Source organism: Ignatzschineria larvae DSM 13226 (assembly GCF_038500265.1).
Taxonomy (GTDB): Bacteria; Pseudomonadota; Gammaproteobacteria; order Cardiobacteriales; family Wohlfahrtiimonadaceae; genus Ignatzschineria; species Ignatzschineria larvae.
Map to the genome: position 1 here is coordinate 2,336,238 of NZ_CP150637.1, position 24,542 is coordinate 2,360,779.

Annotated in this window: 21 protein-coding genes, 1 tRNA gene and 1 riboswitch; of the genes, 16 read left to right on the forward strand and 6 right to left on the reverse strand. The window is 39.8% G+C overall.

Annotation, left to right across the window (positions count from 1 at the left end; all coding sequences use genetic code 11):
- Nucleotides 1–317 precede the first annotated feature (317 nt).
- Nucleotides 318–2,045, forward strand: coding sequence for a thiamine pyrophosphate-dependent enzyme (locus WMO13_RS09655; protein WP_026879564.1), 1,728 nt, complete (start codon nt 318–320; stop codon nt 2,043–2,045).
- Nucleotides 2,046–2,167: 122 nt separating this feature from the next.
- Here the strand turns inward: WMO13_RS09655 and WMO13_RS09660 are convergent, their stop codons facing one another.
- Both WMO13_RS09660 and WMO13_RS09665 read right to left on the reverse strand, forming a co-directional pair.
- On the reverse strand, nt 2,168–2,527 hold the full coding sequence (locus WMO13_RS09660) for a DMT family transporter (RefSeq protein WP_051396334.1): 360 nt from the start codon (nt 2,525–2,527) through the stop codon (nt 2,168–2,170).
- Nucleotides 2,524–2,880, reverse strand: coding sequence for a DMT family transporter (locus WMO13_RS09665; RefSeq protein ID WP_051396335.1), 357 nt, complete (start codon nt 2,878–2,880; stop codon nt 2,524–2,526). Before WMO13_RS09665 ends, WMO13_RS09660 begins: the two co-directional genes overlap by 4 nt.
- 310 nt (nt 2,881–3,190) lie before the next feature.
- Between WMO13_RS09665 and WMO13_RS09670 the strand changes: the two genes are divergently transcribed.
- The 7 genes from WMO13_RS09670 to icd all read left to right on the forward strand — a co-directional run bounded on the left by WMO13_RS09670 (nt 3,191) and on the right by icd (nt 10,733).
- Nucleotides 3,191–3,267, forward strand: a tRNA-Met gene (locus WMO13_RS09670).
- Nucleotides 3,268–3,349: 82 nt separating this feature from the next.
- The gene (gene rimP / locus WMO13_RS09675; RefSeq protein ID WP_026879566.1) at nt 3,350–3,826 is read left to right on the forward strand and encodes a ribosome maturation factor RimP; all 477 of its coding nucleotides are present in this window, start codon (nt 3,350–3,352) and stop codon (nt 3,824–3,826) included.
- A gap of 22 nt (nt 3,827–3,848) precedes the next feature.
- On the forward strand, nt 3,849–5,342 hold the full coding sequence (gene nusA / locus WMO13_RS09680) for a transcription termination factor NusA (protein ID WP_026879567.1): 1,494 nt from the start codon (nt 3,849–3,851) through the stop codon (nt 5,340–5,342).
- Nucleotides 5,343–5,400: 58 nt separating this feature from the next.
- Nucleotides 5,401–8,040, forward strand: coding sequence for a translation initiation factor IF-2 (gene infB / locus WMO13_RS09685; protein ID WP_026879568.1), 2,640 nt, complete (start codon nt 5,401–5,403; stop codon nt 8,038–8,040).
- Nucleotides 8,040–8,459: a 30S ribosome-binding factor RbfA gene (rbfA, locus tag WMO13_RS09690; protein WP_051396336.1), complete on the forward strand. Its 420-nt coding sequence runs from the start codon at nt 8,040–8,042 to the stop codon at nt 8,457–8,459. The genes infB and rbfA overlap by 1 nt, the downstream gene beginning before the upstream one ends.
- On the forward strand, nt 8,443–9,375 hold the full coding sequence (gene truB, locus WMO13_RS09695; RefSeq protein ID WP_026879569.1) for a tRNA pseudouridine(55) synthase TruB: 933 nt from the start codon (nt 8,443–8,445) through the stop codon (nt 9,373–9,375). The genes rbfA and truB overlap by 17 nt, the downstream gene beginning before the upstream one ends.
- 104 nt (nt 9,376–9,479) lie before the next feature.
- Nucleotides 9,480–10,733 carry an NADP-dependent isocitrate dehydrogenase gene (gene icd, locus WMO13_RS09700; protein WP_026879570.1) on the forward strand — a complete coding sequence of 418 codons (1,254 nt, stop codon included), beginning with the start codon at nt 9,480–9,482 and terminating at the stop codon, nt 10,731–10,733.
- A gap of 454 nt (nt 10,734–11,187) precedes the next feature.
- On the opposite strand, the gene WMO13_RS09705 is transcribed toward icd, so the two are convergent.
- Nucleotides 11,188–11,391, reverse strand: coding sequence for a cold-shock protein (locus WMO13_RS09705; RefSeq protein ID WP_026879571.1), 204 nt, complete (start codon nt 11,389–11,391; stop codon nt 11,188–11,190).
- Between the two features lie 154 nt (nt 11,392–11,545).
- Between WMO13_RS09705 and folK the strand changes: the two genes are divergently transcribed.
- From folK to truC, 7 genes are all read left to right on the forward strand, one after another.
- Nucleotides 11,546–12,040: a 2-amino-4-hydroxy-6-hydroxymethyldihydropteridine diphosphokinase gene (gene folK / locus WMO13_RS09710; RefSeq protein ID WP_034856212.1), complete on the forward strand. Its 495-nt coding sequence runs from the start codon at nt 11,546–11,548 to the stop codon at nt 12,038–12,040.
- Nucleotides 12,041–12,275: 235 nt separating this feature from the next.
- Nucleotides 12,276–12,869 carry an RdgB/HAM1 family non-canonical purine NTP pyrophosphatase gene (rdgB, locus tag WMO13_RS09715; protein WP_026879572.1) on the forward strand — a complete coding sequence of 198 codons (594 nt, stop codon included), beginning with the start codon at nt 12,276–12,278 and terminating at the stop codon, nt 12,867–12,869.
- A gap of 421 nt (nt 12,870–13,290) precedes the next feature.
- A complete protein-coding gene (gene brnQ / locus WMO13_RS09720) occupies nt 13,291–14,625 on the forward strand; it encodes a branched-chain amino acid transport system II carrier protein (RefSeq protein ID WP_026879573.1) in 1,335 nt (444 codons plus the stop codon).
- Between the two features lie 391 nt (nt 14,626–15,016).
- Nucleotides 15,017–15,787 carry a transporter substrate-binding domain-containing protein gene (locus WMO13_RS09725; RefSeq protein ID WP_026879574.1) on the forward strand — a complete coding sequence of 257 codons (771 nt, stop codon included), beginning with the start codon at nt 15,017–15,019 and terminating at the stop codon, nt 15,785–15,787.
- Nucleotides 15,788–16,078: 291 nt separating this feature from the next.
- Nucleotides 16,079–17,365 carry a 3-phosphoshikimate 1-carboxyvinyltransferase gene (gene aroA / locus WMO13_RS09730; protein WP_026879575.1) on the forward strand — a complete coding sequence of 429 codons (1,287 nt, stop codon included), beginning with the start codon at nt 16,079–16,081 and terminating at the stop codon, nt 17,363–17,365.
- Between the two features lie 14 nt (nt 17,366–17,379).
- A complete protein-coding gene (gene gspG, locus WMO13_RS09735) occupies nt 17,380–17,829 on the forward strand; it encodes a type II secretion system major pseudopilin GspG (protein ID WP_051396337.1) in 450 nt (149 codons plus the stop codon).
- 37 nt (nt 17,830–17,866) lie between these two features.
- Nucleotides 17,867–18,688, forward strand: a complete 822-nt coding sequence (gene truC, locus WMO13_RS09740; protein WP_084331543.1) for a tRNA pseudouridine(65) synthase TruC — start codon at nt 17,867–17,869, stop codon at nt 18,686–18,688.
- A 187-nt stretch (nt 18,689–18,875) separates the two neighbouring features.
- Here truC and WMO13_RS09745 read toward each other — a convergent pair whose 3' ends face one another.
- Both WMO13_RS09745 and WMO13_RS09750 read right to left on the reverse strand, forming a co-directional pair.
- Nucleotides 18,876–21,401 carry a tetratricopeptide repeat protein gene (locus WMO13_RS09745; RefSeq protein WP_026879577.1) on the reverse strand — a complete coding sequence of 842 codons (2,526 nt, stop codon included), beginning with the start codon at nt 21,399–21,401 and terminating at the stop codon, nt 18,876–18,878.
- Nucleotides 21,402–21,881: 480 nt separating this feature from the next.
- The gene (locus WMO13_RS09750; RefSeq protein WP_026879578.1) at nt 21,882–23,096 is read right to left on the reverse strand and encodes an MFS transporter; all 1,215 of its coding nucleotides are present in this window, start codon (nt 23,094–23,096) and stop codon (nt 21,882–21,884) included.
- A gap of 309 nt (nt 23,097–23,405) precedes the next feature.
- A riboswitch (PreQ1 riboswitch) is annotated at nt 23,406–23,450 on the forward strand.
- Between the two features lie 3 nt (nt 23,451–23,453).
- Between WMO13_RS09750 and queF the strand changes: the two genes are divergently transcribed.
- A complete protein-coding gene (queF, locus tag WMO13_RS09755; protein WP_026879579.1) occupies nt 23,454–23,927 on the forward strand; it encodes a preQ(1) synthase in 474 nt (157 codons plus the stop codon).
- Between the two features lie 237 nt (nt 23,928–24,164).
- On the opposite strand, the gene WMO13_RS09760 is transcribed toward queF, so the two are convergent.
- Nucleotides 24,165–24,539, reverse strand: a complete 375-nt coding sequence (locus tag WMO13_RS09760) for a DUF1622 domain-containing protein (RefSeq protein WP_034856215.1) — start codon at nt 24,537–24,539, stop codon at nt 24,165–24,167.
- Nucleotides 24,540–24,542: the final 3 nt, after the last annotated feature.

Genomic DNA, 24,542 nt, shown 5'->3' on the forward strand with positions numbered 1-24,542 from the left:
ATAGTTTTAAGTAGCTAGTATAGGGTTTTAAAAGCACATCAAACCATGCTAAACAACACTTGCAAGATGCCGGATAGAACAGTTTTCTCGCCTCGATCAGTTGATGTGCCGGCATTTGGATAAGCTTATTTTGAACCGATATTACTATAATTTTTCATCAATGAACGACCCCCGGTGATGCATTAGATCAGAGAAGAATCTTTGCCCATTGGGGTCTCTTTTATCTCGGATTGTTCATCCCATTAAAATCCCTCAAGGATGAAGTATACGTCAGGAAGACGGGTGATGAAGATCCTTATCAACAAGAGGATACTGATATGTCTCACAAAAAAGTCGCCCAGATTGTCGTGGAAACCTTAGAAAATTTTGGTGTAAAACGTTGTTATGGAGTTGTCGGAGATACCCTCAATGAAGTCACTAATGCGATGCGCTTTCATACCGACATTGAATGGGTGCATATGCGTCATGAAGAAGCAGGCGGATTTGCTGCCGGCGCAGAAGCGCTAATTAGTGACCGTTTAACCGCTTGTGCAGGCTCTTGTGGCCCTGGTAGCTTACACTTTATCAATGGCCTTTATGAAAGTCACCGCAATGGTGCACCTGTTGTATTAATTGCTAGCCAACTCCCCACTCATGTCCTTGGCACTAATTTCCCACAAGAAGTGGATTATGCACCAATCTACAAAGGCTGTTCGGTATTTTGTGAAATGGTCACTCATCCGGGCGATGCTAAAGCCATTGTGACTCGAGCTTGTCATGCAGCACTCAGTAAACGGGGATTAGCAGTGGTTATTCTCCCCTCAGATATCAGTGCAGCAGAAGTAGAAGATCAGTTAGTATCCCAACTCTATATTCCAGAACAACCGCTCATTCGACCGCAAGATCGAGAAATTGCAAAGATTGCCGAGCTACTCAATCAATATCAAAATATCGGCATTTATGCCGGCGCAGGCTGTGCTGATGCGAAACCTGAACTCCTAGCCCTTGCCGAAAAACTCAAAGCGCCTATTGCCCATACCTCTCGTGCGAAAGATTTTGTGGAGGGGGATAATCCTTACAATGTGGGAATGACCGGCATGATGGGAATACGCTCTGGTTATGAAATGATCGAGCATTGCGATCTACTTCTAATTTTAGGAGCTGATTTTGCGTGGTCGCAATTTTATCCTAAGAATGCCAAAATTATTCAAGTGGATATCGATCCTGATAAGCTTGGTCTGCGCTTCCCAATCACCTTAGGTGTAATAGGTCATATTCGTGAAACTATCACCGCCCTACTTCCTCAATTGACGGCTAAAACCGAAGATCATTTCCTCAAAACGTATCAAACACTCTATCAAAAAACAAAAGATCATCTCAATAAGAAGGTTATCGCCGGCGACGATGGCTTAATTCACCCGCAATATTTAACATCACTTATCAGTCAATATGCCGATAAAGATGCCCTAGCAACGGCAGATGGCGGTTCAGCAACCGTCTGGTTACTGCGCCATTTTGCGATTGAAGGGACACGCCGGACACTGATCTCACTTAAACATGGCACGATGGCAAATGCGATGCCACAAGCGATTGGATTACAAAAAGCCTATCCTCATCGACAAGTCATTGCCCTCTGTGGTGATGGTGGGTTAACAATGCTGATGGGTGATCTGTTGACTATTGTTCAGGAAAAACTCCCTCTTAAAATTGTCATTTTAAATAATGGTACGCTCGATTTTGTGGAGCTTGAGATGAAAGCAGAAGGATTAGTCAATCACTATACGGAACTACAAAATCCCGACTTTGCTAAAATGGCTGAGGCTATCGGTCTTAAGGGCTTTAGTGCTACTGATCCTCATACATTAGAGACAACCGTGCAAGCATTCTTAGCGCACGAAGGGCCTGCACTTTTAGATGTCCATAGCAGTCGATTAGAGTTAATCTTTCCACCGCATGCCACAGTAGAAAATTACGAGCATATGGCACTTTATGGCACCAAAGCTATTTTAGAAGGGCAAGGAGAGGATTTTATCGATCTATTAGAGGATAATTTTGTTAAAAAATAATAACTTACAGCCTCATTAGCAGAAATAGATACAGACAAAAGCCCAGATATATCTGGGCTTTTCTTATGGCTGTTTGGAAGAATACAAATACAAGATTTAACAATCACCTGATCTTATAACCATTAAGTCATCGACATATCGGCCAAGTTGAGTAAGACAACGCCGACGACCACTAATGTTAAGCTGATGACCTTCTGCACAGTGAGATGTTCTTTGAAAAAGATCGTGCCTGAAATCGTCATTAAGACGGTCGAAAGCCCAGCCCATACAGCATAGCCAATACTCATATCAATACGGCGCATCACTAATGTAATGAGAAACAGAAAGAGCGCATAACCGATTACTACGCCCGCCAAAGTCAATTTAGATGCCCCGCTGCCTAAAAATTTAAGGCTCGTTGTAGCAAAAGCACTACAAAAGATCGCAAAAATCAGCAGTACCCAAACATTAATACTGTCGATAAAATGGATGACTGTACTCATGCTTTCTCACCCTCTTTCTTCCCGGTATGACGTGATTGAGGTTCAAAAGTTAAACCAATCACACCAAGGCTTATTAGAATAAAGGCTGCAATTTTGAGCCCGGAGATATGGGCATCGAAGAATGCGATATCGATAAGTGAAATTGCCACCATACCAATTGCCGTCCAAAGTGCATAAGCGATTGAGATTTGAATACGGGCAATACAAGCAACAAATGCTAAAAAACCAAGGCCATAAAAAACAAGCATAAAGAGAGAGGGTATCACTTCATGAAACCCATTCGATAACTTCATACAGACAGTTCCGAGCACCTCAAAACAGATGGCGAGCGCCATTAAAAATCCTGCAGGCATAATCTCCCTTTCTCAACGATCTTTATAAATTGATGACAACATTCTACACATTTTTTTTAAATTGATCTGTTCTAATTCCGTAAAAATGATGATTCTGTGACTTATTGCGCCGTTTTACTATAAAAAGTCGACAAAATAGATATTCAATAAGAATTTCCATAAATTACAATCTTTTCCTATTTATCGAGAAGCCACCCATAAATATCGAAAAATAGACCTTTAAAAACAATAAACTACCATCTATTTATCTGTTTTTATAAAATAGTATTTGCATTTAACTGATTCCTGTATATAATAGCTACTTCATTGACGCGGGGTGGAGCAGTCTGGTAGCTCGTCGGGCTCATAACCCGAAGGTCGTTGGTTCAAATCCGGCCCCCGCAACCAAATAATAATAAAAGCCCGTTTTTAAACGGGCTTTTTGCATACTTAAAATTTTATTTAACCTAAATGGAACATTATCACCTATATGCGTAAAGATCCTTACAATCTTACAGAACTCCTAGCGCCTTCCGTAGAAGCACTAGGATATCGGTTATGGGGGATTGAATTTCATCCAAATACTAAAAATGCTATTTTGCGCATCTATATCGATAAAGCAGATGGCATCGGCATTGAGGATTGTGAAATTGTCAGTCACCAAATAACGGGGCTTTTAGATGTCCACGACCCTATTACCATGGCTTATACGCTTGAAGTATCATCACCAGGATTAGATCGATACTTTTTTAATGCGGCACAATTTGCTGAATACCCTGATCAACTCATCGCTTTTCAATTACGTTCTGCGATTAATAATCGCCGTAAATTCCAGGGTAAAGTCGTGGCTGTCACAGATACAGATCTCTCTGTGTCTATGCGCCTTGAAAACAATCAATTTTCGGAAGAGCCCGTGATGATTCCGCTATCTAATATTGATCGAGCACAGCTTGTGATCGACTTTTAATTTTATCTAAGAGAGTTCTCAAATGAATAATAAAGAAATACTACTCGTTGCAGAAACCGTCTCAAATGAGAAAGGGATTTCTCGTGATGAGATCTTTGCGGCATTAGAATTCGCATTAGCTGCAGCTGCGCGCAGAACTTATACTATTGATGTTGATCTTCGTATTGAGATCAATAAAGCTGATGGCTCTTATCGTACTTTCCGTCGTTGGATGGTGGTTGATGATCATCTTCCAAGAGAAGAGCAAGTGCCCACAAGACAAATCACCCTTTCAGCGGCACAAATTGATGATCCTAACATTCAAGTGGGTGATTTCATCGAAGATGAGATTGAAAATATCCCATTTGCCCGAATTGGCGCACAGACAGCGAAGCAGATCATCTTCCAAAAAATTCGGGAAGCTGAAAGAACCCAAATGGCACGTCGCTATGAGAACCGAATTGGCGACTTAATTCGCGGCACAATCAAACGAATCGACCGAGGTAACTTTTATGTGGATATCGGCGATAATGATGAAGCATTTCTCCCAAAAGAGAATATGATTCCTCGCGAATCACTTCGTATCGGTAACCAAGTACGTGCCGTCCTTGAAGAGATCAGTATGGATAACCCTCGTGGGCCTCAGGTTGTGCTCTCTCGTAAAAGCGATGCCTTAATCAAAGCACTCTTTGAGATCGAAGTCCCTGAAATCAATCAAGGTTCTATCGAGATTATTGCTGCAAGTCGTGATCCTGGTAGTCGTGCTAAAATCGCAGTTAAAACCCATGACCAACGAATCGACCCTGTGGGCGCCTGTGTGGGTATGCGCGGTTCACGTGTGCAAAATATCACGAAAGAATTAGCGGGTGAGCGTGTTGATATCGTCCTTTGGGATGAGAATCCTGTACAATTTGTCATTAATGCCATGTCACCTGCTGAAGTGATGTCTGTTGTCGTTGATGAAGATCGTCATATGATGGATATTGCCGTTAGCCAAGATAAGCTATCACAAGCCATTGGCCGAGGTGGTCAGAACGTTCGCCTTGCTTCAAAACTCACAGGCTGGGAATTGAATGTGATGGGTAGCGATGATGCACAGCAGAAATATGAGAAGGAATCCGGTCGCATTATAGATATCTTCATGGATGGTTTAAATGTCGATGAAGAGGTTGCGGAAATCCTTGTTCGTGAAGGTTTCTCAACACTTGAAGAAGTGGCCTATGTGCCTGTATTTGAAATGCTTGAAATTGAAGAGTTCGATGAAGAGATTGTCGAAGCATTACGAGATGCTGCAATTGAAGCGCTCAATAACAAGAAAGCGTTACTACAAAATTTAGGGGAATCAGCGCCAACGCCTGAACTCATTGCGCTCTTAGATGATAATGAGTTACTTGCAATTACGCTTGCAAAGAGTAATATCCGTACCATAGATGATCTTGCAGAGCTTTCAACTGATGAGTTATGTGAACTCGCCGAAATGGAAGAAGAAGATGCAAGTCGGTACATTATGGCAGCAAGACAGAGCTGGTTCGAATAGTATGAATAGATAAAGATAACATTGAAATAGACAGATTTTGTCTACTTGGAAGATAAGAATGAGTGAAAAAGATAAAGCAAAAAGCCCATCTAAAATTACGTTAAAACGCAAAACCCATACAGAGTTAAAGGTTGAAACAGCCCCAGGACAAGCACGTACGGTGCCTGTTGAGGTTCGTCGTCGTCGTACTTATGTGAAGCAAAAAGTTGAAGAGAATGTGATTGCACCAGAAGAAAAAACTGCAATTGCAGAGGCAACTTCAACGGCTAATGAGGCAGTAGCAGAACCTACGGTAACACCTCCGGTAGACAGATCTGTCCCTTCAACGCCAGATACAAAGGCTTCTGAAGCGGTTATAGAAAGTAAACCAGCGCAATCTTCACCCGAAGATGCTGTAAAAGATCAGCGTAAAGCTGAGCAAGAAACTAAACGTCTTGAAGCAGAAAAATTGGCTCATGAACGTCAATTAGCCGCTAAAGAACGTGCTGAACGGGAACAAGAAGAGAAACGAGAAGCTGAACGTCTCAAAAAAGAGCAACGTGAAAAAGCACAACAAGCAGAGATTGCGCGTCTCAATAAAATGGCTTCTGCTACTGAAAAACCACTCTCTAAAGTGGCCATTCAGTTCCAAACACAAGAGGAACCTGAAGTCCCTGAAGTTATTGAAACAGCGGATATTGATGATTCTGTGCTTATCAAGGATGTAGAAGATGAGATCACAGTAAAACCTGTCAAAAATGTAGCAAAACTTGCTGATGATAAAACAAGTCCTAAAAAATCTCGTAAAGCAGGTAGTCGCCGTGGTCGTGGCCGTGATGACGATGATGATCGTGCTGAAATCACACTTAAACGGGAAAACAAGAAAGGTAATCGCCGTCAAACTAAACGCGGTAATCAACCACAGCAACAACATGGTTTCCAACTTCCAACAGCAACAAAACAGATTGAAGTTGAATTAGGAGAAACCATTAGCGTTGCTGATCTTGCCCATAAAATGGCGGTGAAAGCTGCTGAAGTGATTAAAGTTCTCATGAATTTAGGATCTATGGTCACGATCAATCAATTACTTGATCGTGAAACTGCAGCGATTGTGATTGAAGAGATGGGGCATACTTACAAATTTGTGAGTGAAAACCCATTAGAAGAAGAGTTGATTGCTTCTATCGAACAAGGTGGTCAAGATCTTCTCAAACCTCGTCCACCGGTTGTCACTATCATGGGTCACGTTGACCATGGTAAAACTTCTCTTCTTGACTATATTCGTAAAGAACATGTTGCAAGTGGCGAAGCAGGGGGTATTACCCAGCATATCGGAGCATATCATGTACAGACAGATAAAGGGGTCATTACATTCTTAGATACTCCAGGACACAGTGCTTTTGCCGCAATGCGTGCCCGTGGTGCAAAAGTCACAGATATTGTCATACTTGTAATTGCTGCAGATGATGGCATCATGCCACAAACAATCGAAGGAATTCAGCATGCAAAAGCATCTGAAACACCGATTATTGTCGCGGTCACTAAAATCGATAAACCCTCAGCAGATAAAGATCGTATTATGTCTGAATTGACACAATATGGTATCGTTTCTGAGGATTGGGGCGGTGATAACCTCTTTGCTTTTGTCTCTTCAAAAACAGGGGAAGGCATTGATCATCTTCTTGATCAGATCTTAGTTCAAGCAGAAGTACTCGAACTTAAAGCAATTTCTGAAGGTCCTGCTCGTGGTTCTGTGATTGAATCGAAACTCGATCGAGGTCGCGGTCCTGTGGCTTCTATTCTTGTGCAATCAGGTTGCCTCAAGAAAGGGGATATTCTTCTTGCTGGTTATGAATATGGTCGTGTAAGAGCCTTAATTGATGAAAATGGTCAGCCTGTTGAAAGCGCCTCGCCATCAATTCCTGTGGAGGTGATCGGTCTTTCTGGTGTACCTAACGCCGGTGATGAAGTGATGGTCGTACCTGATGAACGTAAAGCCCGTGAAATTGCTCTCTTCCGTCAAGGTAAATTCCGTGAGATTAAACTCGCAAGACAGCATAAATCGAAACTTGAGAATCTCTTTAACTCAATGGGTGAAGCTGAAACTAAACATGTCAATATCGTACTTAAGGCCGATGTACAAGGTTCTGTTGAAGCACTTACAAATGCGTTGCATGAACTCTCAAATGATGAAGTAACTGTAAGCGTTATCGCAAGCGGTGTAGGTGGTATTACTGAATCTGATGCGAACCTTGCAGTCTCTTCTGATGCGCTTGTAATCGGCTTTAATGTCCGTGCAGACAACAGCGCCCGCAAGATTATCGAAGATGAAGGTCTCTCACTCTATTACTATAGCGTCATTTATGATGTAATTGATGAAGTGAAAAAAGCCCTTATCGGCAAACTTGCACCCCAATTTAAAGAAGAAATTATCGGTATTGCAGAAGTACGGGATGTCTTTAAATCACCAAAATTTGGCGCAATTGCTGGCTGTATGGTGACAGAAGGTTTGATCAAACGAAATAGCCCTATTCGGGTACTTCGTGATAATATTGTAATCTATGAAGGGGAACTTGAGTCACTTCGTCGCTTTAAAGATGATGTTGCTGAAGTAAGAGCTGGTATCGAATGTGGTATCGGTGTGAAGAACTACAACGATGTGCGCCCTGGCGATCAGATCGAAGTATTTGAAACTGTGGAAGTAGAACGTAAATTATAATGAGTACTAATTCACGATTAAAACGCATTAACGAGCAGCTCCGTCAGGAGCTCTCGATGCTTATTCGCAAAGAGATTACAGACCCTCGGGCAATGCTAGTCTCTATAACCTTAGTGGAAACTGTGCGGGATTTCTCCCAAGCAAAGGTTTATGTGACCTATTTAGGGCCTGATGAAGAGCGGCAAGAGATGATTGACTTACTCCATGAGTATGCACCTGAATTTCGCCGGCAATTAGGGAAAATCTTACGCTTACGGACAATTCCGCGCTTTCACTTTATCTATGATGATCTGTTAGAGAAGAGTAATGCGATTACGTCTCTCATTACGGAAGCGATTCGTTCCGATGAGCAAAAAGCAAAAGAACATCATAATGATGAAACACCTCACAATGAGTTCGAAGATGAATCAAAAAATTAAACATAAACGCCGTCATCTTGACGGCATTTTGCTTTTAGATAAACCTAAAGGCATGACAAGTAATCACGCTTTACAACGGGTAAAGCGTCTTTTTAATGCCGAAAAAGCGGGGCACAGCGGTACCCTTGATCCCATGGCAACCGGGATGCTGCCGATCTGTTTTGGCGAAGCAACTAAATTTGCAGGGCAACTACTCGATAAAGATAAGCAATATCAATTTACCTGTAAATTAGGGGAAAAAACGGCAACAGGGGATGAAGAGGGAGAAATCATCGAGATGTGTTCCCCTCCACAAAATTTAACGCAGGAAAAGCTCAATAACGTATTACAACAATTTATGGGTGAAATAGAACAAGTGCCACCGATGGTCTCGGCACTACACCACAATGGTAAGCGTCTCTATGAACTTGCTCGAGAAGGGATTGAAGTAGAGCGGAAACCTCGCCTTATTACGATTTCAGCTTTAACGCTTGATCATCTTGGCGAATATGAATTTACCGCCACTGTGACTTGTTCAAAAGGAACTTATGTTCGCGTTTTAGCGGAAGATATTGCACAGAAACTCGATACAGCCGGTCACTTAACGATGCTTCGCCGATTAGCTATCGATCCTTTTATCGATACGCCGATGGTCTCTTTAGAAACACTCGAAACATTGATCAATAATGACCCGAATCCGTTACAACTTGACCAATTTCTCTACCCTATTGATCATGCATTAACAGATCTGCCCATCCTCACTTTCAATGCTATGGATAGCGATCGGATTCTCCATGGACAACGAATCCACATAGAGGGTACACTTGAGCAGCCTCTCTATCGTCTTTACAACGATCAGAACCAATTTTTAGGCATTGGTGCGCCTCATACGCCAACCTCCATTGGCCCTAAACGCATCATTCAACCCAGAATTTAAAGGTTATACCCTCAAAATATTGATAATACGTTGACTGTATAACCGATCTTTTTAGTGATTTTATTTTTTATTTTTATTTAACTTTTAAAAATTTTGGAGGATTTATGCAATATCAACATATTATTGTGCCGAAAGGCGAGAAAATTACCATTAACGCAGATTTTTCGCTCAATGTTCCAAACCAACCGATTATCCCTTTCGTTGAAGGAGATGCAGTCGGTGCAGAAATTACGCCTGTGATGCAAAAAGTGATCGATGCAGCAGTTCAAAAAGCCTATAACGGTGAACGTAAAATCGCTTGGATGGAGGTCTATGCCGGCGAGAAGTCAACGAAGGTATACGGTGAGAATGAGTGGTTGCCACAGGAGACTTTAGATGCTTTAAAAGAGTATATCGTCTCTATCAAAGGCCCTTTAACAACCCCTGTTGGGGGTGGTATTCGCTCACTGAATGTAACGATGCGTCAAACACTTGATCTCTATCTCTGTATGCGCCCTGTGCAATATTTCCAAGGCGTACCTTCGCCGGTTAAAGCCCCTGAAAAAGTAGATATGGTGATCTTCCGCGAAAATTCTGAAGATATCTATGCAGGAATCGAGTGGGAAGCAGGCTCTGCTGAAGCGAAAAAGATCATCGATTTTTTACAAAATGAGATGCATGTCACTAAAATCCGGTTCCCTGAAACTTCAGGTATCGGTATTAAACCCGTATCAGAAGAGGGAACGAAGCGTTTAGTACGTAAAGCGATTCAATATGCGATCGATAATGATAAGCCCAATGTCACCCTAGTACATAAAGGGAATATCATGAAGTTTACTGAAGGGGGCTTCCGTGATTGGGGATATGAGTTAGCAAAAGAAGAATTTGGGGCAACACTCATTGGTAATGGCCCATGGTGTGAATTTAAGAATCCTAAAACTGGTAAAATGATCACTATCAAAGATAGTATTGCCGATGCCTTCTTACAACGCATTCTCTTTGAACCAGAGAAATATACCGTTGTGGCGACCCTCAACTTAAATGGTGATTACATCTCTGATGCACTTGCAGCTCAAGTGGGTGGTATTGGTATCGCACCTGGCGCAAATCTTTCTGATTCAATTGCAATCTTTGAAGCAACCCATGGAACGGCTCCTGATATTGCCGGCAAAAATATTGTTAATCCAGGGTCAATTATCCTATCAGCTGAGATGATGCTTCGTCATTTAGGTTGGACAGAAGCGGCAGATTTAGTGATTAAAGCCCTCAATGGTGCCATCTCATCGAAGAGAGTTACCGCTGACTTTGCTCGCATGATGGAAGGCGCAACTGAAGTCTCTACAAGCGAATTTGGCGATGTGATGATTGCAAATATGTAGCGATAGACAGAGATAGTCAAAGCATATTGTGCGATAGCACTATTAATTGCAATGAGAGCTTGATTAATACGCTGTTATCTTAGAAAAACATGATAAATAATAGATCAAACCTTCAAACAACAATCATTGTTTGAAGGTTTTTTGATTGTCTAATTATAGTAAATTTGGTTTAAGAAAAATGGCTTTTAAACAGCTATGGTGGAGTCATATAAAACCGTACTAAACAACACATGCATAATGCCGGATAGAACGGCTTCCTTGACTCGATCAGCTGATGCCCGGCTTTTAAATAAGCTTATTTTGAACCGAGCTTACTATAACAGAAAAACCTTCTAGGCTTTGCCTAGAAGGTTTTTTATGTCCGGTAATTTTTGTTCTAGAGGTTACTAATTAATGCATAACTAACAATCTTGGAACAATTAAACAACCTAACTTTCACTTAATAAAATGAATATTAAGCAGGCTTACAAACAGTTGTTTGAAGACCACGATCACTCTCTTTGGCCTCAAATTGAACTTTTTGACCTTCCGCTAAAGTACGGAAGCCATCGCCTTGAATAGTTGAGAAATGTACGAATACATCAGCACCACCATCATCAGGAGTAATAAATCCGAATCCTTTAGATTCGTTGAACCATTTTACAGTTCCAATACGCATAAAAAACCTCAAAAAATAAAACTTATATGATCTAAAATCATATTTAAAAAAAGAAACTATCGAGCTACTGTTTTCACTAGACAGTAACTAACATTAAGCGTAAATTCAATTAAATGCAAGATATATATTTATTATTTTTTAAAAAAAGGATTCCATGTCTACTGTTTATCTCTCTCTAGGATCAAATCTAAACAACCCGATAAATCAAGTTTTATCTGCGATTTCAGAGATTTCAGCCAATGAAAATATCAAAGTCTTAGCACAATCTTCCCTCTATGAAACACCGCCCATTGGTCCCAAACAACCTAACTTTATCAATGCCGCACTCAAAATAGAGACAAACCTCTCTGCAGATGCGTTATTGCATGCGATGCAAAGGATCGAACAAGATCACCAGCGCCAACGCACCATCCATTGGGGGCCAAGAACCCTCGATATTGATCTACTGCTCTTTGATAACCTCTCCATTGATGAAGAAAATTTAACAATACCGCATCCTTATTTAACCGAGCGCGCTTTTGTACTTGTTCCCCTTTTAGAGATTGAACCCGATCTTATGACACCACAACATGGGAAACTACAACATCACCTCATGCAATTAACAGATCGATGTGACATCATTTCGCTCTCCCCTAGCAATCAGTCATAAAAAACGATAATGGATGCGAAAAAATAGGTATTGTAACCTTAGCAAGTTCCATTACTTTTTCAGTCTAAAATAACGCATTTTCCAAAATATAGTCATGAAATATATCCTGACTATATAATTCCAACCTATTTCTTATAAAGGTGAAAAGATCTAAATCCTAATTTTTCTCACTTTTTACACTATTTTTAAAAAAAACAATGAGTATTTTTTAGACAAAAATGGAGCGATATATCTTATGAAAAAAATTGTGATTGCGAGTAATAATCAAGGCAAAATTGCCGAATTTAAATCGCTATTTGCCCCCCTTAATATCGAGGTTCTATCTCTCAAAGAAGTAGATATTACCTCGGATCCCGAAGAAACAGGCCTGACATTTGTAGAAAATGCCCTTATTAAAGCTCGAAATGTAGCTAAATTAAGTGGTCTTCCTACGTTAGCGGATGATTCAGGATTAGTCGTCCCGGCGCTCGATGGCATGCCGGGAATCTACTCTGCACGTTACAGTGTAGAGGGTTCAGATCAAGCTAATAATGCGCTGTTACTTAAGAAAATGGCAAAATTTCAAGGAGAGAAACGCGCAGCTTACTTCAAAGCGGTTTTAGTACTATTACGCACAGAAAATGATCCTGTACCGCTTATTGCCGAAGGTGAAGTACATGGTTTTATTACTGATACTATTCTAGGAGATGGTGGATTTGGTTACGATCCCCTGTTCTTTTATCCCCCACTTTCTCGCACCTTTGGGGAGCTTTCAGCCTCTGAAAAAAATCAAATTTCTCACCGTGCTATAGCGCTTAGTTCGTTATCCGCAAAGCTATCTCAGATATAACCCTTCATAAATAGCTACTTACCGCTATTATCCACATTTATTGTTAAAATCTATCAGGATAAGTTATCCACAAAAATGTGGATAACTAGTGGATAACTTCCCTCTTTTTTATCGACAAATTCATACAGATATTTATGCGTGGACTTTTCAACAGCAAAAAACTGTCTTAAGATAAGTTATTCACTGAATTTTACCAAAATCTGTGGATAACTCTGCATACTCATCATCATCTATTCTTTATAAAAGAGATGTTAATAATAAAAGAGGAACAAGATTTCTATTATTTTGATGGCAGGCTGGGATAGATCTCTACAAGATCTCTATTTTTCAAAAAACTGTAACCCTCAGACTTTTTGAAAAAATTCTTTTTATTTCAATTAAAAATACACGCATGATGCATCTGTATTAATAGAGAATTCTTATGTCTAGAAAAACATTATTTATTGGATTTATGCTATTTGCGCTCTTCTTTGGCGCTGGCAATTTAATTTTTCCCCCAACCGTTGGTCAATTAAGTGGTAGTCACTTTGTCCCTGCAATTATTGGTTTTATTGTCACAGGTGTCGGTTTACCGCTCATTGGAATTATTGCGGGCTCATTCTCAGCAGAAGGCTTTCGTTCAGAAGCAAAACGGGTTCATCCAATTTTTGCAATTCTCTTTATGGTTGTGATCTACCTGACTATCGGACCATTCTTTGCCATTCCTAGAACAGCGATGGTTTCATATGAGATGGCCGTACTACCTTATCTTGAAGGCGGTATTGAGACTTTTAGTTCCAAAATCATCTTTGCTTTAATCTATTTTGCACTCACTTTCTATCTTGCACTGAACCCATCAAAACTTGTGGATCGTGTCGGAAAAATCTTAACCCCTCTGCTGTTAATCACAATTATCTTATTAATCGTGAGAGCCTTCTTTTTACTTAATGATCCCATTACCGAGGTTTCTAAACCTTTTATCGGTAAAAATGCTTTCTTTATTGGTTTCTCTGAAGGCTATCAAACCATGGATACCATTGCGGCCGTGGCTTTCTCTCTGATTGTTTTAAGTGCCGTCAAAGCAACCGGTCTAGTGGAACAAAAATCGATCTTCAAACAAGCGGTAATCGCGGCTATTATTGCCGGCGTTGGACTTGGTTTAGTCTATATTTCACTTGCTTGGATTGGCAATAACTATCCATTGAGCGCAGAGCAGCTTCAAGGCGGTAATATGGGAACCTCAATTTTGACTGGTGTAGCCCGTTTAACATATGGTGAAGGTGGACGTTTCCTCCTAAGCTTAATTGTCACGCTTGCCTGTTTAACCACAGCTATAGGCTTAATTGTAGCTGTTAGTAGCTATTTTAATGAGCTCTATAACAAGATCTCTTACAAAGTCTATGCTGTTGTCTTCACTCTCATCAGCTTTATTCTTGCAAGTCAAGGCTTAGATAGCATTATCATGGGCGCTGTTCCGATTCTTTTGATTATCTATCCGATCACAATCGTATTGATTATTCTGATCTTTATTGATCGTTTATCCAAAGGGATCTCAAATCTTGCTTTCCAATTACCCATCTATGTCACATTAATCATTAGCTTTTTATCTGTGGTACTGAGCTATATGGAAGAATCAAGTTTCAAATCCCTCTTTGAATTATTACCATTCCAAGATAGCTCTATGGGCTGGATGGTGCCGGCTGCAATTGCTTTAATCATCGGTTTAATGTTTGGCAAACGCCGACCTAAAGCGCAAACTGTTCAGATTGAAAAATAAGATAATTTTAATGTAATCAATAGGATGTTAATTTATGATAAAGAGATAACAATTTGGGAATTATTTATTGTTGTAAACGGTGATCTACATTTGTAATCTATAAATAATCGCTTTTTAAAACATCATAGGATAATTATCCGCAAAAAAACGGTAGAAATCTGTGGATAACTTTAAGATAAAAAGGTCGTGAGGTTATCCATTTTTTGATCCAAAGATTTATATCAAGAGATATTCACAGAAAAAGTGAACCTTAAAGATCGAATAAATCGACATTTACACATAAAATTGTGGATAACTCTGTTTACTCATCATCATCTATTCTTTATAAAAAGAGAGATAAGAAGTAAAACATAACAAGAATTTTAATTTCATTTTCAAATCGAGGTTTCATATGTTAAAAAAATTATTAGTTGCATCCTCTTTCCTTCTTGCAAGCCAAGCAATGGCACAAGATGTCATCAAAATCGGAATTGAAGGATCTTATCCTCCATTTAGTTATATCTCTGAAAATCAGACAATGGAAGGGTTTGAGCCTGATTTAGCAAGACTTTTTTGTGAAAAGATGAATCAAAAATGCGAGATTGTCCAAGTGGATTTTGATGCATTAATTCCTTCTCTCAATACACGTCGTATTGATGCCATCTTAGCGTCAATGTCGATTACAGATACCCGTAAAAAAGCGGTTAATTTCAGTAATAAGTATTACCAAACACCTGCTAAATTTGTGATTTCTAAAGGCAAAACTGCTGACGTCACAGATGAGGGACTAAAAGGAAAACGTATTGGTGTTCAAAGCGGTACAATTCATGAAATTTATATGAATGACAAGTATAAGCGCTCTGCAGATATTCGTAGTTATCGAAACCTCGATGAGGCGATGATGGATTTAGAAACAGGTCGTATCGATCTGATTTTTGCGGATGTCGTTGCCCTTGATACGGGTTATTTACAAAAAGATTATGCCGATCGCATTGAGTTCATCGGTCCTGATTTCTTTGAAGAAGAATGGTTTGGAGAAGGCGTGGGTGTCGGTGTACGCAAAAACGACAATGCATTATTAGAACGTTTTAATGCAGCGATTAAAGCCTCTCGCGAAGATGGTTCATATCAAGAAGTTGAGAAAAAATATTTCGACTATGACGTTTATGGTGAAGATAAATAGTTATTTCAATTTCAATAATTTCAGGTAAATGTTAGCCTTAGTGAATTGAATATGTCACTAAGGCTTTTTATATGCCTTTTGAATATACTTTTATAGGGCGATAACAGCGCAAAACAGGATGTAGTACTTTTACCTCTATCAGCGAAAAGCTATTCTAAAATTGGGTTTCAATGCTATGATAAAAAATAAATTGGAATTAATCTTCTCGAAGATAAACAGAGAGATATTTCAAGGATTAGTAGTATGAAGTAAGACTGATTGATAAAGAATGAACAGGATGATCAACAAATGATGGCGAAACACTTTTTACCCCGTATTACAAAAGCCTCTGGTGAAGTGATGATTCCAGGCTCTAAGAGTATTTCTAATCGGATTTTACTATTAGCGGCGATAAGTGAAGGGGAAACGGTCATTCACAACCTACTAAAAAGTGATGATACTGATCGTATGTTAGAAGCGCTTTTAGAATTAGGCGTTGAAATCACTGTGGTGGATCCGAAAACTCGCTCTTTTTTGGTGAAAGGTTGTCCTCAAGGTTTTCCGACTAAAGCAGCTCAATTATTCTTAGGTAATGCCGGAACAGCCTTTCGTTCATTGACAGCGGCACTTGCGCTTAATGGTGGAGAATATCAATTAACCGGTGTACCGCGAATGCATGAACGTCCGATTAAAGATCTTGTGGATGCGCTTGATGGTTTAGGCTTTCAAGTGGATTATCTTGAAAATAGGGGCTTCCCTCCTCTACAGATTCATCCCGGCAAGTTACAATCTAAGCATATTACGCTCAAAGGTGATGTTTCAAGTCAATATCTTACGGCGCTACTTCTAACGTTACCGCAATTAAATCAAGCAATTGAGATTGAAATTGTGGGAGAGCTCATCTCAAAACCCTATGTGGCGATTACCCTTATCCTACTTGAGCAATTTGGTGTAGAGATTAAACACGATAACTACCAACGATTTTTCATTCCAGAAGATGCCAAATATCGTTCACCAGGCGTTTTCTTTGTAGAGAGTGATGCATCTAGCGCTTCTTATTATCTTGGCTTAGGAGCGCTCTGTGGACCTCTCACTGTAAAAGGTGTGGGGACTGATTCGATACAAGGGGATATCCGTTTTATTGAAGCACTTGAGATGATGGGCGCTACAGTGGAGTGGTATGCTAATGAGGTCGTCGTTGGACCGCCTCAAAATGGCATTTTAAAAGGCATAGACCTCGATTGCAATCATATCCCCGATGCAGCGATGACTTTGGCTGTACTGGCTGTTTTTGCCGATTCTAAGACGATTCTACGCAATATAGGTAGTTGGCGCGTGAAAGAAACCGACCGAATTCGTGCAATGGCCACTGAATTGATGAAATTTGGGGTTCAAGTGGAAGAGGGGGGCGATTTCTTAGTGATCTATCCTCAAGAAAAGCTCAATGAGAATGTCGAAGTTGAGACTTACGATGATCATCGGATAGCGATGTGTTTCTCACTACTCTCTTATAAAGTCCCATTAACAATTTTAGATCCACGCTGTGTGGATAAGACTTTCCCGACCTATTTCGAATGTCTTAATGCAGTGACGCAATAGTTGTGGATAAAGGTATGATGCTGACACACTCTTTTAAAACCTTTTATAAACAAGGGCTATCCCTTGTTGAGTTGATGATTATTTCGGTGATTATTGCCATTTTAATCGCAATGTTCTCGCAAAATGTGTTAGGAATTAATGATGAATCGAAGATTACCACTGTTCATCAAAATATTCGTTCTATAGAGGGCGCGTTGTCGATTTTCCGCGAAGATTTTGCCCGTTATCCCACAAATGAAGAGGGGTTAAACATTTTAGTGGAGGATTCTGGATCTGCGTTATGGCAAGGGCCTTATATTCAGCCAGAATTGCTGATCGATCCTTGGGGCATTCCTTATTATTATGAGATTACCCCTCAACAATATTTTCTCATTACGCTTGGGCAAGATCGCCGGGAAAGTGGTAAAGGTTTAGAGGAAGATATTGTCTATACTCGGCAGCTCTATTCATCGCAATCTCGATAATTATTTTCAATAGCCTCTACGTTTAATGATGAATTTGATGACTTCTATATATGCGAATAGTGAGAATGATGTCGCTGTACAATCTGCAGAGACTACATCTCAATCAATTACACCTCAACCCATTACAACTCAAGCATTAGAGATCCTCTATCAAGATGAGGAGATCATAGCGGTCAATAAGCCTGCAGGCTGGTTCGTTCATCGTTCTCTATTAGACCCCAAAGTCACTGATATCGTCCTTCAACATCTGCGGGATCAGGTTGGGCGTTACCTCTACCCTATTCATCGTTTAGATCGACCTACTTCCGGCGTGCTTCTTTTTGCTTTTACCGAAGAGAGTGCGCGTATTTTATCTCAATTGTGGCAAGAGAATCGTGTGACAAAACGATATTTAGCCATCATACGAGGTTATCTCACTGATTCAGGGGAGATTAATGAACCTTTAACTGTGATGAAAGATAAAATTGCCGATCGTTATGAGGGGATAAAAGAGGCGCAGGAAGCGCATACTTTTTACCGAGGAATTGATACAGTTGAGCTACCGTTATCCACAGGGAAATATCCCACTTCTCGTTATTCCTTGGTAGAATTAAGACCAGAAACAGGGCGGAAACATCAATTACGCCGGCATATGAATCATATTGCTCATCCTATTGTAGGAGATACAACACATGGCGACTTACGGCATAATAGGCTCTTTTCAACGCATTATGGGGTTGATCGATTGTTGCTTCACGCTTATCAATTAGAGATTATTCATCCGACCCAAAAAACGACACTCATCATTACTGCACCATTCGATAACTTGTGGATAACTCTGTTGACAGCATTGGGATGGAAAAATCCAATCTCAATATAAAAAAGGATCGCTACCGCCGAAAATAAGCGCTGAAACGATCCTTTTAATTTTTTGATATAGCCTATCGAATCTCTAATCCCCTAAGTACAATCTCATTGATTACATTCAACAAACTACATTCAACGGATTACACTTGATAGTCCATATTTAACATTATAGGTTAAATATCAATGAGTTATTAACACCCTTATTTTTCATCAGTTTGAATATTATTGATGATCTCTTTAAAGATGTTTTTGATACCGCCTTCAATTTTTTGCGTGACTTCATCAATCTTCTGATTTTCCGCTTCAATGGCTGAGGCTAATTCAGTGACTTTCTCGCAACCATCAGTATCGCCTAAAATACAGGCTTCGTTATACCAATTACTCGCTTCAATCAGATCAATATCCACAGCTTCACCATTTTCATACATAAAGCCCACATTGTAAGCCGCTGGCGCGTAGCCTAAACCTGCTGCTTTTTGGTAAAGTGCAAATGATTGCTCTGAGCTTTGTGGTACACCTAAACCAAGATCATAGATACTTGCTAAGTAGAAGAGTGCTTCAGCATGATCGCTATTACGCAGTTTCTCAAAGTAATAACGCGCTTTGATCATATCTGAATCAGATTCAGCGGTATCAAAATAGATTTTACCGAGATAGAATGTTGCATCATTGTTACCCGCTTCCGAAGCAACCTCAAATAGTTTGATCGCTTGATTGAGAGTGTTCATATCTTCCGTATCGTAAGCTTCTAAGAGGAAGAGATAACCCGATAAGAAGAGGCTTTCACCACTTTGATCTGTTTTGATATTTTCAAGAATTTGAGGCATCTCTTCAAGTAAGAAAGCTTTTGCTTGAGTCGGATCTGCCGCTAAAATTGAGGCACTATCGAGTGTTAAAGCGGGTTCTGGTGCTACATTTCCCATAATCTCATTAAAGAAAGATTGTAGGGCAGGCGCTTCTGTATTTTTATCTGTTGTTGACGTTGAGTCAACCGCTAATGGCGGATCTTGTGTTAGCTCTTCTGCTGCTTCCTGTGTTTCAAGCAGTACAAGCTCAGGATCTTGGGTTTCTAATTCTGTTGATTCTGCCGCAAGTGTTTCCGCAACTACAGCATCTGTTTCTGCATTATCACCGCTATTATCTACAGATTTCTCCTCAACATCTTCATCTATAGCTTCATCGGTAGGAAGTTGAAGTAGCGGATCGGTTGTTGCAGAGTCTTCAACAAGTGCCATGGAGCTATTATTGTCTGCCATCATGTTGATATCATCATTAGCATTATCGACTAATGCTTCATCACTATCATCTTCGATATCAAATGGGAAGTAAGATTGCACGATAGAATAAGCGTAGCAGCCATCCTGATATTGCACATCACAGGCTTTTTTGTACCAATTCAGTGCTTCACGGAGATCTTGTTCGACATATTCCCCATGTTCATACATATACCCTACATTAAATATCGATGGGCCATGACCTAATGATGCAGCCTTTTTGTAAAGTTCTAATGATTTTGCATAGCTCTGATCAACGCCTTCACCTAAGTCATACTGTACAGCAAGACTAAAGAGTGCTTCAGGATAATCGCTTAAGCTTGGATTTGAGTAGTATTCAAGTGATTTTTGATAGTCTTGTTCTACTCCGTTACCATAATAGTAGAGCTCGCCGAGATTATAGAGTGCATCTTTCGATCCTAACTCAGCGGCTTTTTCAAAGATCACTTTTGCTTTCTGATAATCCGCTTCACTGTTATTGAGCTCTCCTTGAGTCTCATAAAGTAGACCTAGAAGAAATGTATCATCGGCATTGTTCGCTTCAGCACCATCGATTAGTGTAGCGGCATGATCATTTAAGAGCATGAGTCTCTCGAAGGTATTTAAAGTAAGGATGTCGGCGACAACTGGTAGCGTCTCGGTGGTATTGTTGACTGAGGGTATCTCTTTTTTCGCTTGAACTAAAAGATCATCAAAACCTTCAGAGCGAACAGTTAACTGATCTTTTGATTCACAGCTTGAAGCATTCCCTTGTTCACAGCCTTTTTGATACCATTCAAGGGCTTTTTCACGATTTGGCACAATCTCACCGATATTGCCATTTTCATAAGTATAGGCAAGGACATTAATAGAATCCGCATGATTTAAATGAGCCGCCGCTTCATAGAGTTCAATCGCTCTATTTTGATTCTCCTCTACACCACGACCGGACATATAGAGAGAGGCAAGACTAAAGAGCGCTTCTGCTTGACCTTGATCAGCGGCTTTTTGGTAATACTTTGCCGCTTCTAGATAATCTTGTTCAACGCCTTCCCCATAATAGTAGAGTTCACCTAAAAGGTAGGAGGCATCTTTAGAGCCCAATTTTTCTGCATCTAAGAAATATTGTTTGGCTTTCGCAAAGGTTTCAGGATTATTATCATTTTCCCCTTCTGAATAGTAGTAATATCCAAGGAGAAAGAGATCATCAGGATTTTGCGCTTTAGCACCTTGCTCGATCGTATTGAGATTCGATTTGAGCTTTTGATGACGAGCCGTTTGAGATGAGGTGAGTAGTTTTTCGATAGAGAGCTCCGCACTCTTATCTGCGGCAATTTTTGTTTCCGAAACTGCCTGATAACGATCGAGCGTTTGATCGATATAATCTTCGAGGGAATTTGCGGCAAGTGCTGGTGAAAGCATTGCTGAAACAATCAAGGAGAGAAGTAATTTTTTGGAAGAAATCTTGCGCATATTGAATAACTCCTGATAAGTAGTCATTAAGAGGTGAGTACTCTTAAAGTTGGTATTCGAATAAAGTTCATCCCTCAAGTTATCATCTTTAAAAACACACTTGTAACGTTTTGAGAGAGTATTAGATTCTGCATTGACATCAACAAGAATCTCTAATTGATGTTCATTATAAACTGAAATTAGACATAGTGGCATTATTACAGAGAATAAATTTCATTTTTAATAAAATTAAATATTAATGAATCATGAATTGCAAGGGTAAAAAAAGAGTAGAAACAGGGTAACAGCCTATTTCTACTATTACAGACAGCCTATAATGATCTCAATATTGCCACAAACAATAACCTATTATATATAATATTAACTGTAAATAAAATAATGAAATAATATATTATTATAATAGAATTAATATAATATTAAGATAGGTAAAGCATATTGTTTTTTATCCCGATATATTGATACCCTGTGCAATAAGACTCTTTAATCAAGTATTTTACCTTTTGTTTCTGGAATTAAGAAGATAAAAGCAAGCGCCGATAAGAGATATACGCCGGAGATTAAGCCTAATGCATAACTGATGCTATATTGCATCGCGAGTGTACCGATAATAACAGGTGCAAAACCAGCAATACCACGACCGATATTAAAGATAATATTTTGAGCGGAAGAACGAGCTTCGGTAGGATAGTGCTCGGAGAGAAGCGCTCCATAGCCTCCCATCATGCCATTCACAAAGAAGCCTAAAATAGCGCCTAAGAACATTAATACATAGTAATTCGATTGTTGGAAATAGATCCACACAAAAGCAGCGCTGACTAAAAGGAAGAGAATATAGACAGGGCGGCGACCAAATTTATCGGATGCAGAACCAAAAGTGAGAGTACCGATTACCATACCGAGCGTTGTAATAAGCGTCCAATAGAAAGTGCCTGAAAGCGTAAAACCATGCTCTTTTGCTAGCATTGTTGGCATCCACACCATAATGCCGTGAAAGCCGAAGTTTTGTACGCTTGTCGCGATAATAAGGCCTAATGTTGTGAGCGTTGTGCGCGTATCTTTAAACAGCGGTTTAATGGAGATTTTATTGCGATGTTCTCTTTTCACTTGTAACCAAATTTCAGGTTCACTCAGGTTGCGGCGTGTCCACCAAACTAATAGTGCCGGCAATGCACCAATAATAAACATGCCATGCCAGCCGATATAAGGGGAGAGTAACCCTACAACTGCCGCTAGTACAATCCCGATTTGAAAGCCAATGGCGACTACTGCTGTTGCTCTTGAACGTTTATTCGCCGGCCAGGTTTCCGCAACTAATGTCATCCCGATGCCAAACTCACCGCCTAAGCCTAAACCTGCTAAGAAACGAAAAACCGTAAACATCTCGGCACTTGTAGAGATTGCTGCTAATCCTGTAAAGAGAGAAAAGAGTAGGATAGTCCAGTTAAAAACACGCACACGACCATATTTATCGGCCAACATTCCAAAGACAATTCCCCCAATAACGGTTCCGATTAAGGTGATTGTCTGAATCATACCGCCTTCGGCATCGGTTAAACCAAATTCCGCTTTAATAAGCATCAAGGCAAAGGCGAGAATCATAATATCAAGGCCATCCATTGCGTAGCCTAAGGTGGACGCAAGGAGCGTCTTACGATCCCCTTTCTCGATTGTAGGGACGTGATTGTGCTGTGTCATAAGAGATCCTTCTGAACAAGTATGAGATATGCAATAAGAGAATGTGAGAATTTGCAGAGATACAAATTTCAAGTATTTAAAACGGAAAATATTATAGCAACTTATTCACAAGGCTCATAAAAAAAGGCTCTAAAATAACGATTATCTTTGATAAATCTCTTTGATATCGCATCGGTCAATTTTTCTTGGATATATCCCTTAGAGATAGCTTTATAGTTGATTTGAGAGATCAATAAAGATCTGTGGTTTTGACAGGAATATATTCTCCTTTTTTGTCATCAAGAGCCTAAGAATGATATGATCATCCCTGATTTAGTGGTTCGTAACCCTCCCACAATAAAAAACTAAGGATTAATGATGACAACGGATAAAAAAACACAATTAGAAAATTTAACATTACTGGGGAATCAAGCAACGATCTACCCAACGGAATATTCGCCGGCGATTTTAGAGACCTTTAAAAATGCCCATCCTGATCGGGAATATTTTGTGAATTTTCATTGCCCTGAATTTACCACGCTCTGCCCGCTAACGAATCAACCCGATTTTGCTACGATCTATATCTCTTATGTCCCGACCATTGAGATGGTCGAGAGTAAATCGTTGAAACTCTATCTCTTTAGTTTTCGCAATCATGGCTCTTTCCATGAAGATTGTGTCAATATTATTCTCAATGATCTTGTCTCATTAATGGATCCTCTCTATCTTGAGGTGCGTGGTGAATTTACCCCTCGCGGCGGCATTTCTATTCATCCTTATGCCAATTATGGTAAAACAGGAACGCGCTGGGAAGCGGTTGCTCAAAGTCGGTTAGAGAACTTTCAGTTCTAATATTCAAGTCTAATAGAATGATCTTAGAATAGATTTATAATAGAGATAAAAAAGATCTACTTGAGAATGAACGATGGTATAAACCATTCTTCAAGTAGATCTCTTGTGGTTGGATCACGAAAAATAGATTATTCATGATTGATCGATATTGATTGCATCCTTGCTTATATCGACTTTATTGATTGATATTATCCCTAGCCATCAAATTTTTTCTTAAACAATTATTTTTTCAAGCCATTATTTCTCAATTTGTTCTTTCTCTAATCGTTCTCTCTCGCCGGCCTCAATCTCTTTGCCTAAGAAGAAAGAGATTGCGGTCCGAATGACCACAATGCCCCCTAAAATTAACATATCGTCAATAGAGGGATTCATAATGGTTTCGATAATATCAGAAGCTATGAGTATCTCTAAACTCAAGAGAATATAGGAACCGAGATAGATCTTAATACCATTATTTTTATGAGCAATCGCAAAGCGGTCAGCTTTAGAACATTCATTTTTGATAAAGCCAAAAGCCGCTTTCACCACGCCGATTAAGAGTACAAGAATTGAAAAAATATTGAGAATATCGACTAAGAGCTCAACGCCCCATTCAATATAAGCAAATATCATAGT

What these genes read in the sequence shown, in the direction of transcription:
- WMO13_RS09655 (WP_026879564.1), top strand. Translation starts at nt 318, where the DNA reads ATGTCTCACAAAAAAGTCGCCCAGATTGTCGTGGAAACCTTAGAAAAT.
- folK (WP_034856212.1), top strand. Translation starts at nt 11,546, where the DNA reads ATGTCTACTGTTTATCTCTCTCTAGGATCAAATCTAAACAACCCGATA.
- gspG (WP_051396337.1), top strand. Translation starts at nt 17,380, where the DNA reads ATGATGCTGACACACTCTTTTAAAACCTTTTATAAACAAGGGCTATCC.
- brnQ (WP_026879573.1), top strand. Translation starts at nt 13,291, where the DNA reads ATGTCTAGAAAAACATTATTTATTGGATTTATGCTATTTGCGCTCTTC.
- icd (WP_026879570.1), top strand. Translation starts at nt 9,480, where the DNA reads ATGCAATATCAACATATTATTGTGCCGAAAGGCGAGAAAATTACCATT.
- rdgB (WP_026879572.1), top strand. Translation starts at nt 12,276, where the DNA reads ATGAAAAAAATTGTGATTGCGAGTAATAATCAAGGCAAAATTGCCGAA.
- WMO13_RS09725 (WP_026879574.1), top strand. Translation starts at nt 15,017, where the DNA reads ATGTTAAAAAAATTATTAGTTGCATCCTCTTTCCTTCTTGCAAGCCAA.
- aroA (WP_026879575.1), top strand. Translation starts at nt 16,079, where the DNA reads ATGGCGAAACACTTTTTACCCCGTATTACAAAAGCCTCTGGTGAAGTG.
- truC (WP_084331543.1), top strand. Translation starts at nt 17,867, where the DNA reads ATGACTTCTATATATGCGAATAGTGAGAATGATGTCGCTGTACAATCT.
- WMO13_RS09760 (WP_034856215.1), bottom strand. Translation starts at nt 24,539, where the DNA reads ATGATATTTGCTTATATTGAATGGGGCGTTGAGCTCTTAGTCGATATT.
- WMO13_RS09750 (WP_026879578.1), bottom strand. Translation starts at nt 23,096, where the DNA reads ATGACACAGCACAATCACGTCCCTACAATCGAGAAAGGGGATCGTAAG.
- truB (WP_026879569.1), top strand. Translation starts at nt 8,443, where the DNA reads ATGAATCAAAAAATTAAACATAAACGCCGTCATCTTGACGGCATTTTG.
- WMO13_RS09705 (WP_026879571.1), bottom strand. Translation starts at nt 11,391, where the DNA reads ATGCGTATTGGAACTGTAAAATGGTTCAACGAATCTAAAGGATTCGGA.
- infB (WP_026879568.1), top strand. Translation starts at nt 5,401, where the DNA reads ATGAGTGAAAAAGATAAAGCAAAAAGCCCATCTAAAATTACGTTAAAA.
- rimP (WP_026879566.1), top strand. Translation starts at nt 3,350, where the DNA reads ATGCGTAAAGATCCTTACAATCTTACAGAACTCCTAGCGCCTTCCGTA.
- WMO13_RS09665 (WP_051396335.1), bottom strand. Translation starts at nt 2,880, where the DNA reads ATGCCTGCAGGATTTTTAATGGCGCTCGCCATCTGTTTTGAGGTGCTC.
- WMO13_RS09660 (WP_051396334.1), bottom strand. Translation starts at nt 2,527, where the DNA reads ATGAGTACAGTCATCCATTTTATCGACAGTATTAATGTTTGGGTACTG.
- queF (WP_026879579.1), top strand. Translation starts at nt 23,454, where the DNA reads ATGACAACGGATAAAAAAACACAATTAGAAAATTTAACATTACTGGGG.
- WMO13_RS09745 (WP_026879577.1), bottom strand. Translation starts at nt 21,401, where the DNA reads ATGCGCAAGATTTCTTCCAAAAAATTACTTCTCTCCTTGATTGTTTCA.
- rbfA (WP_051396336.1), top strand. Translation starts at nt 8,040, where the DNA reads ATGAGTACTAATTCACGATTAAAACGCATTAACGAGCAGCTCCGTCAG.
- nusA (WP_026879567.1), top strand. Translation starts at nt 3,849, where the DNA reads ATGAATAATAAAGAAATACTACTCGTTGCAGAAACCGTCTCAAATGAG.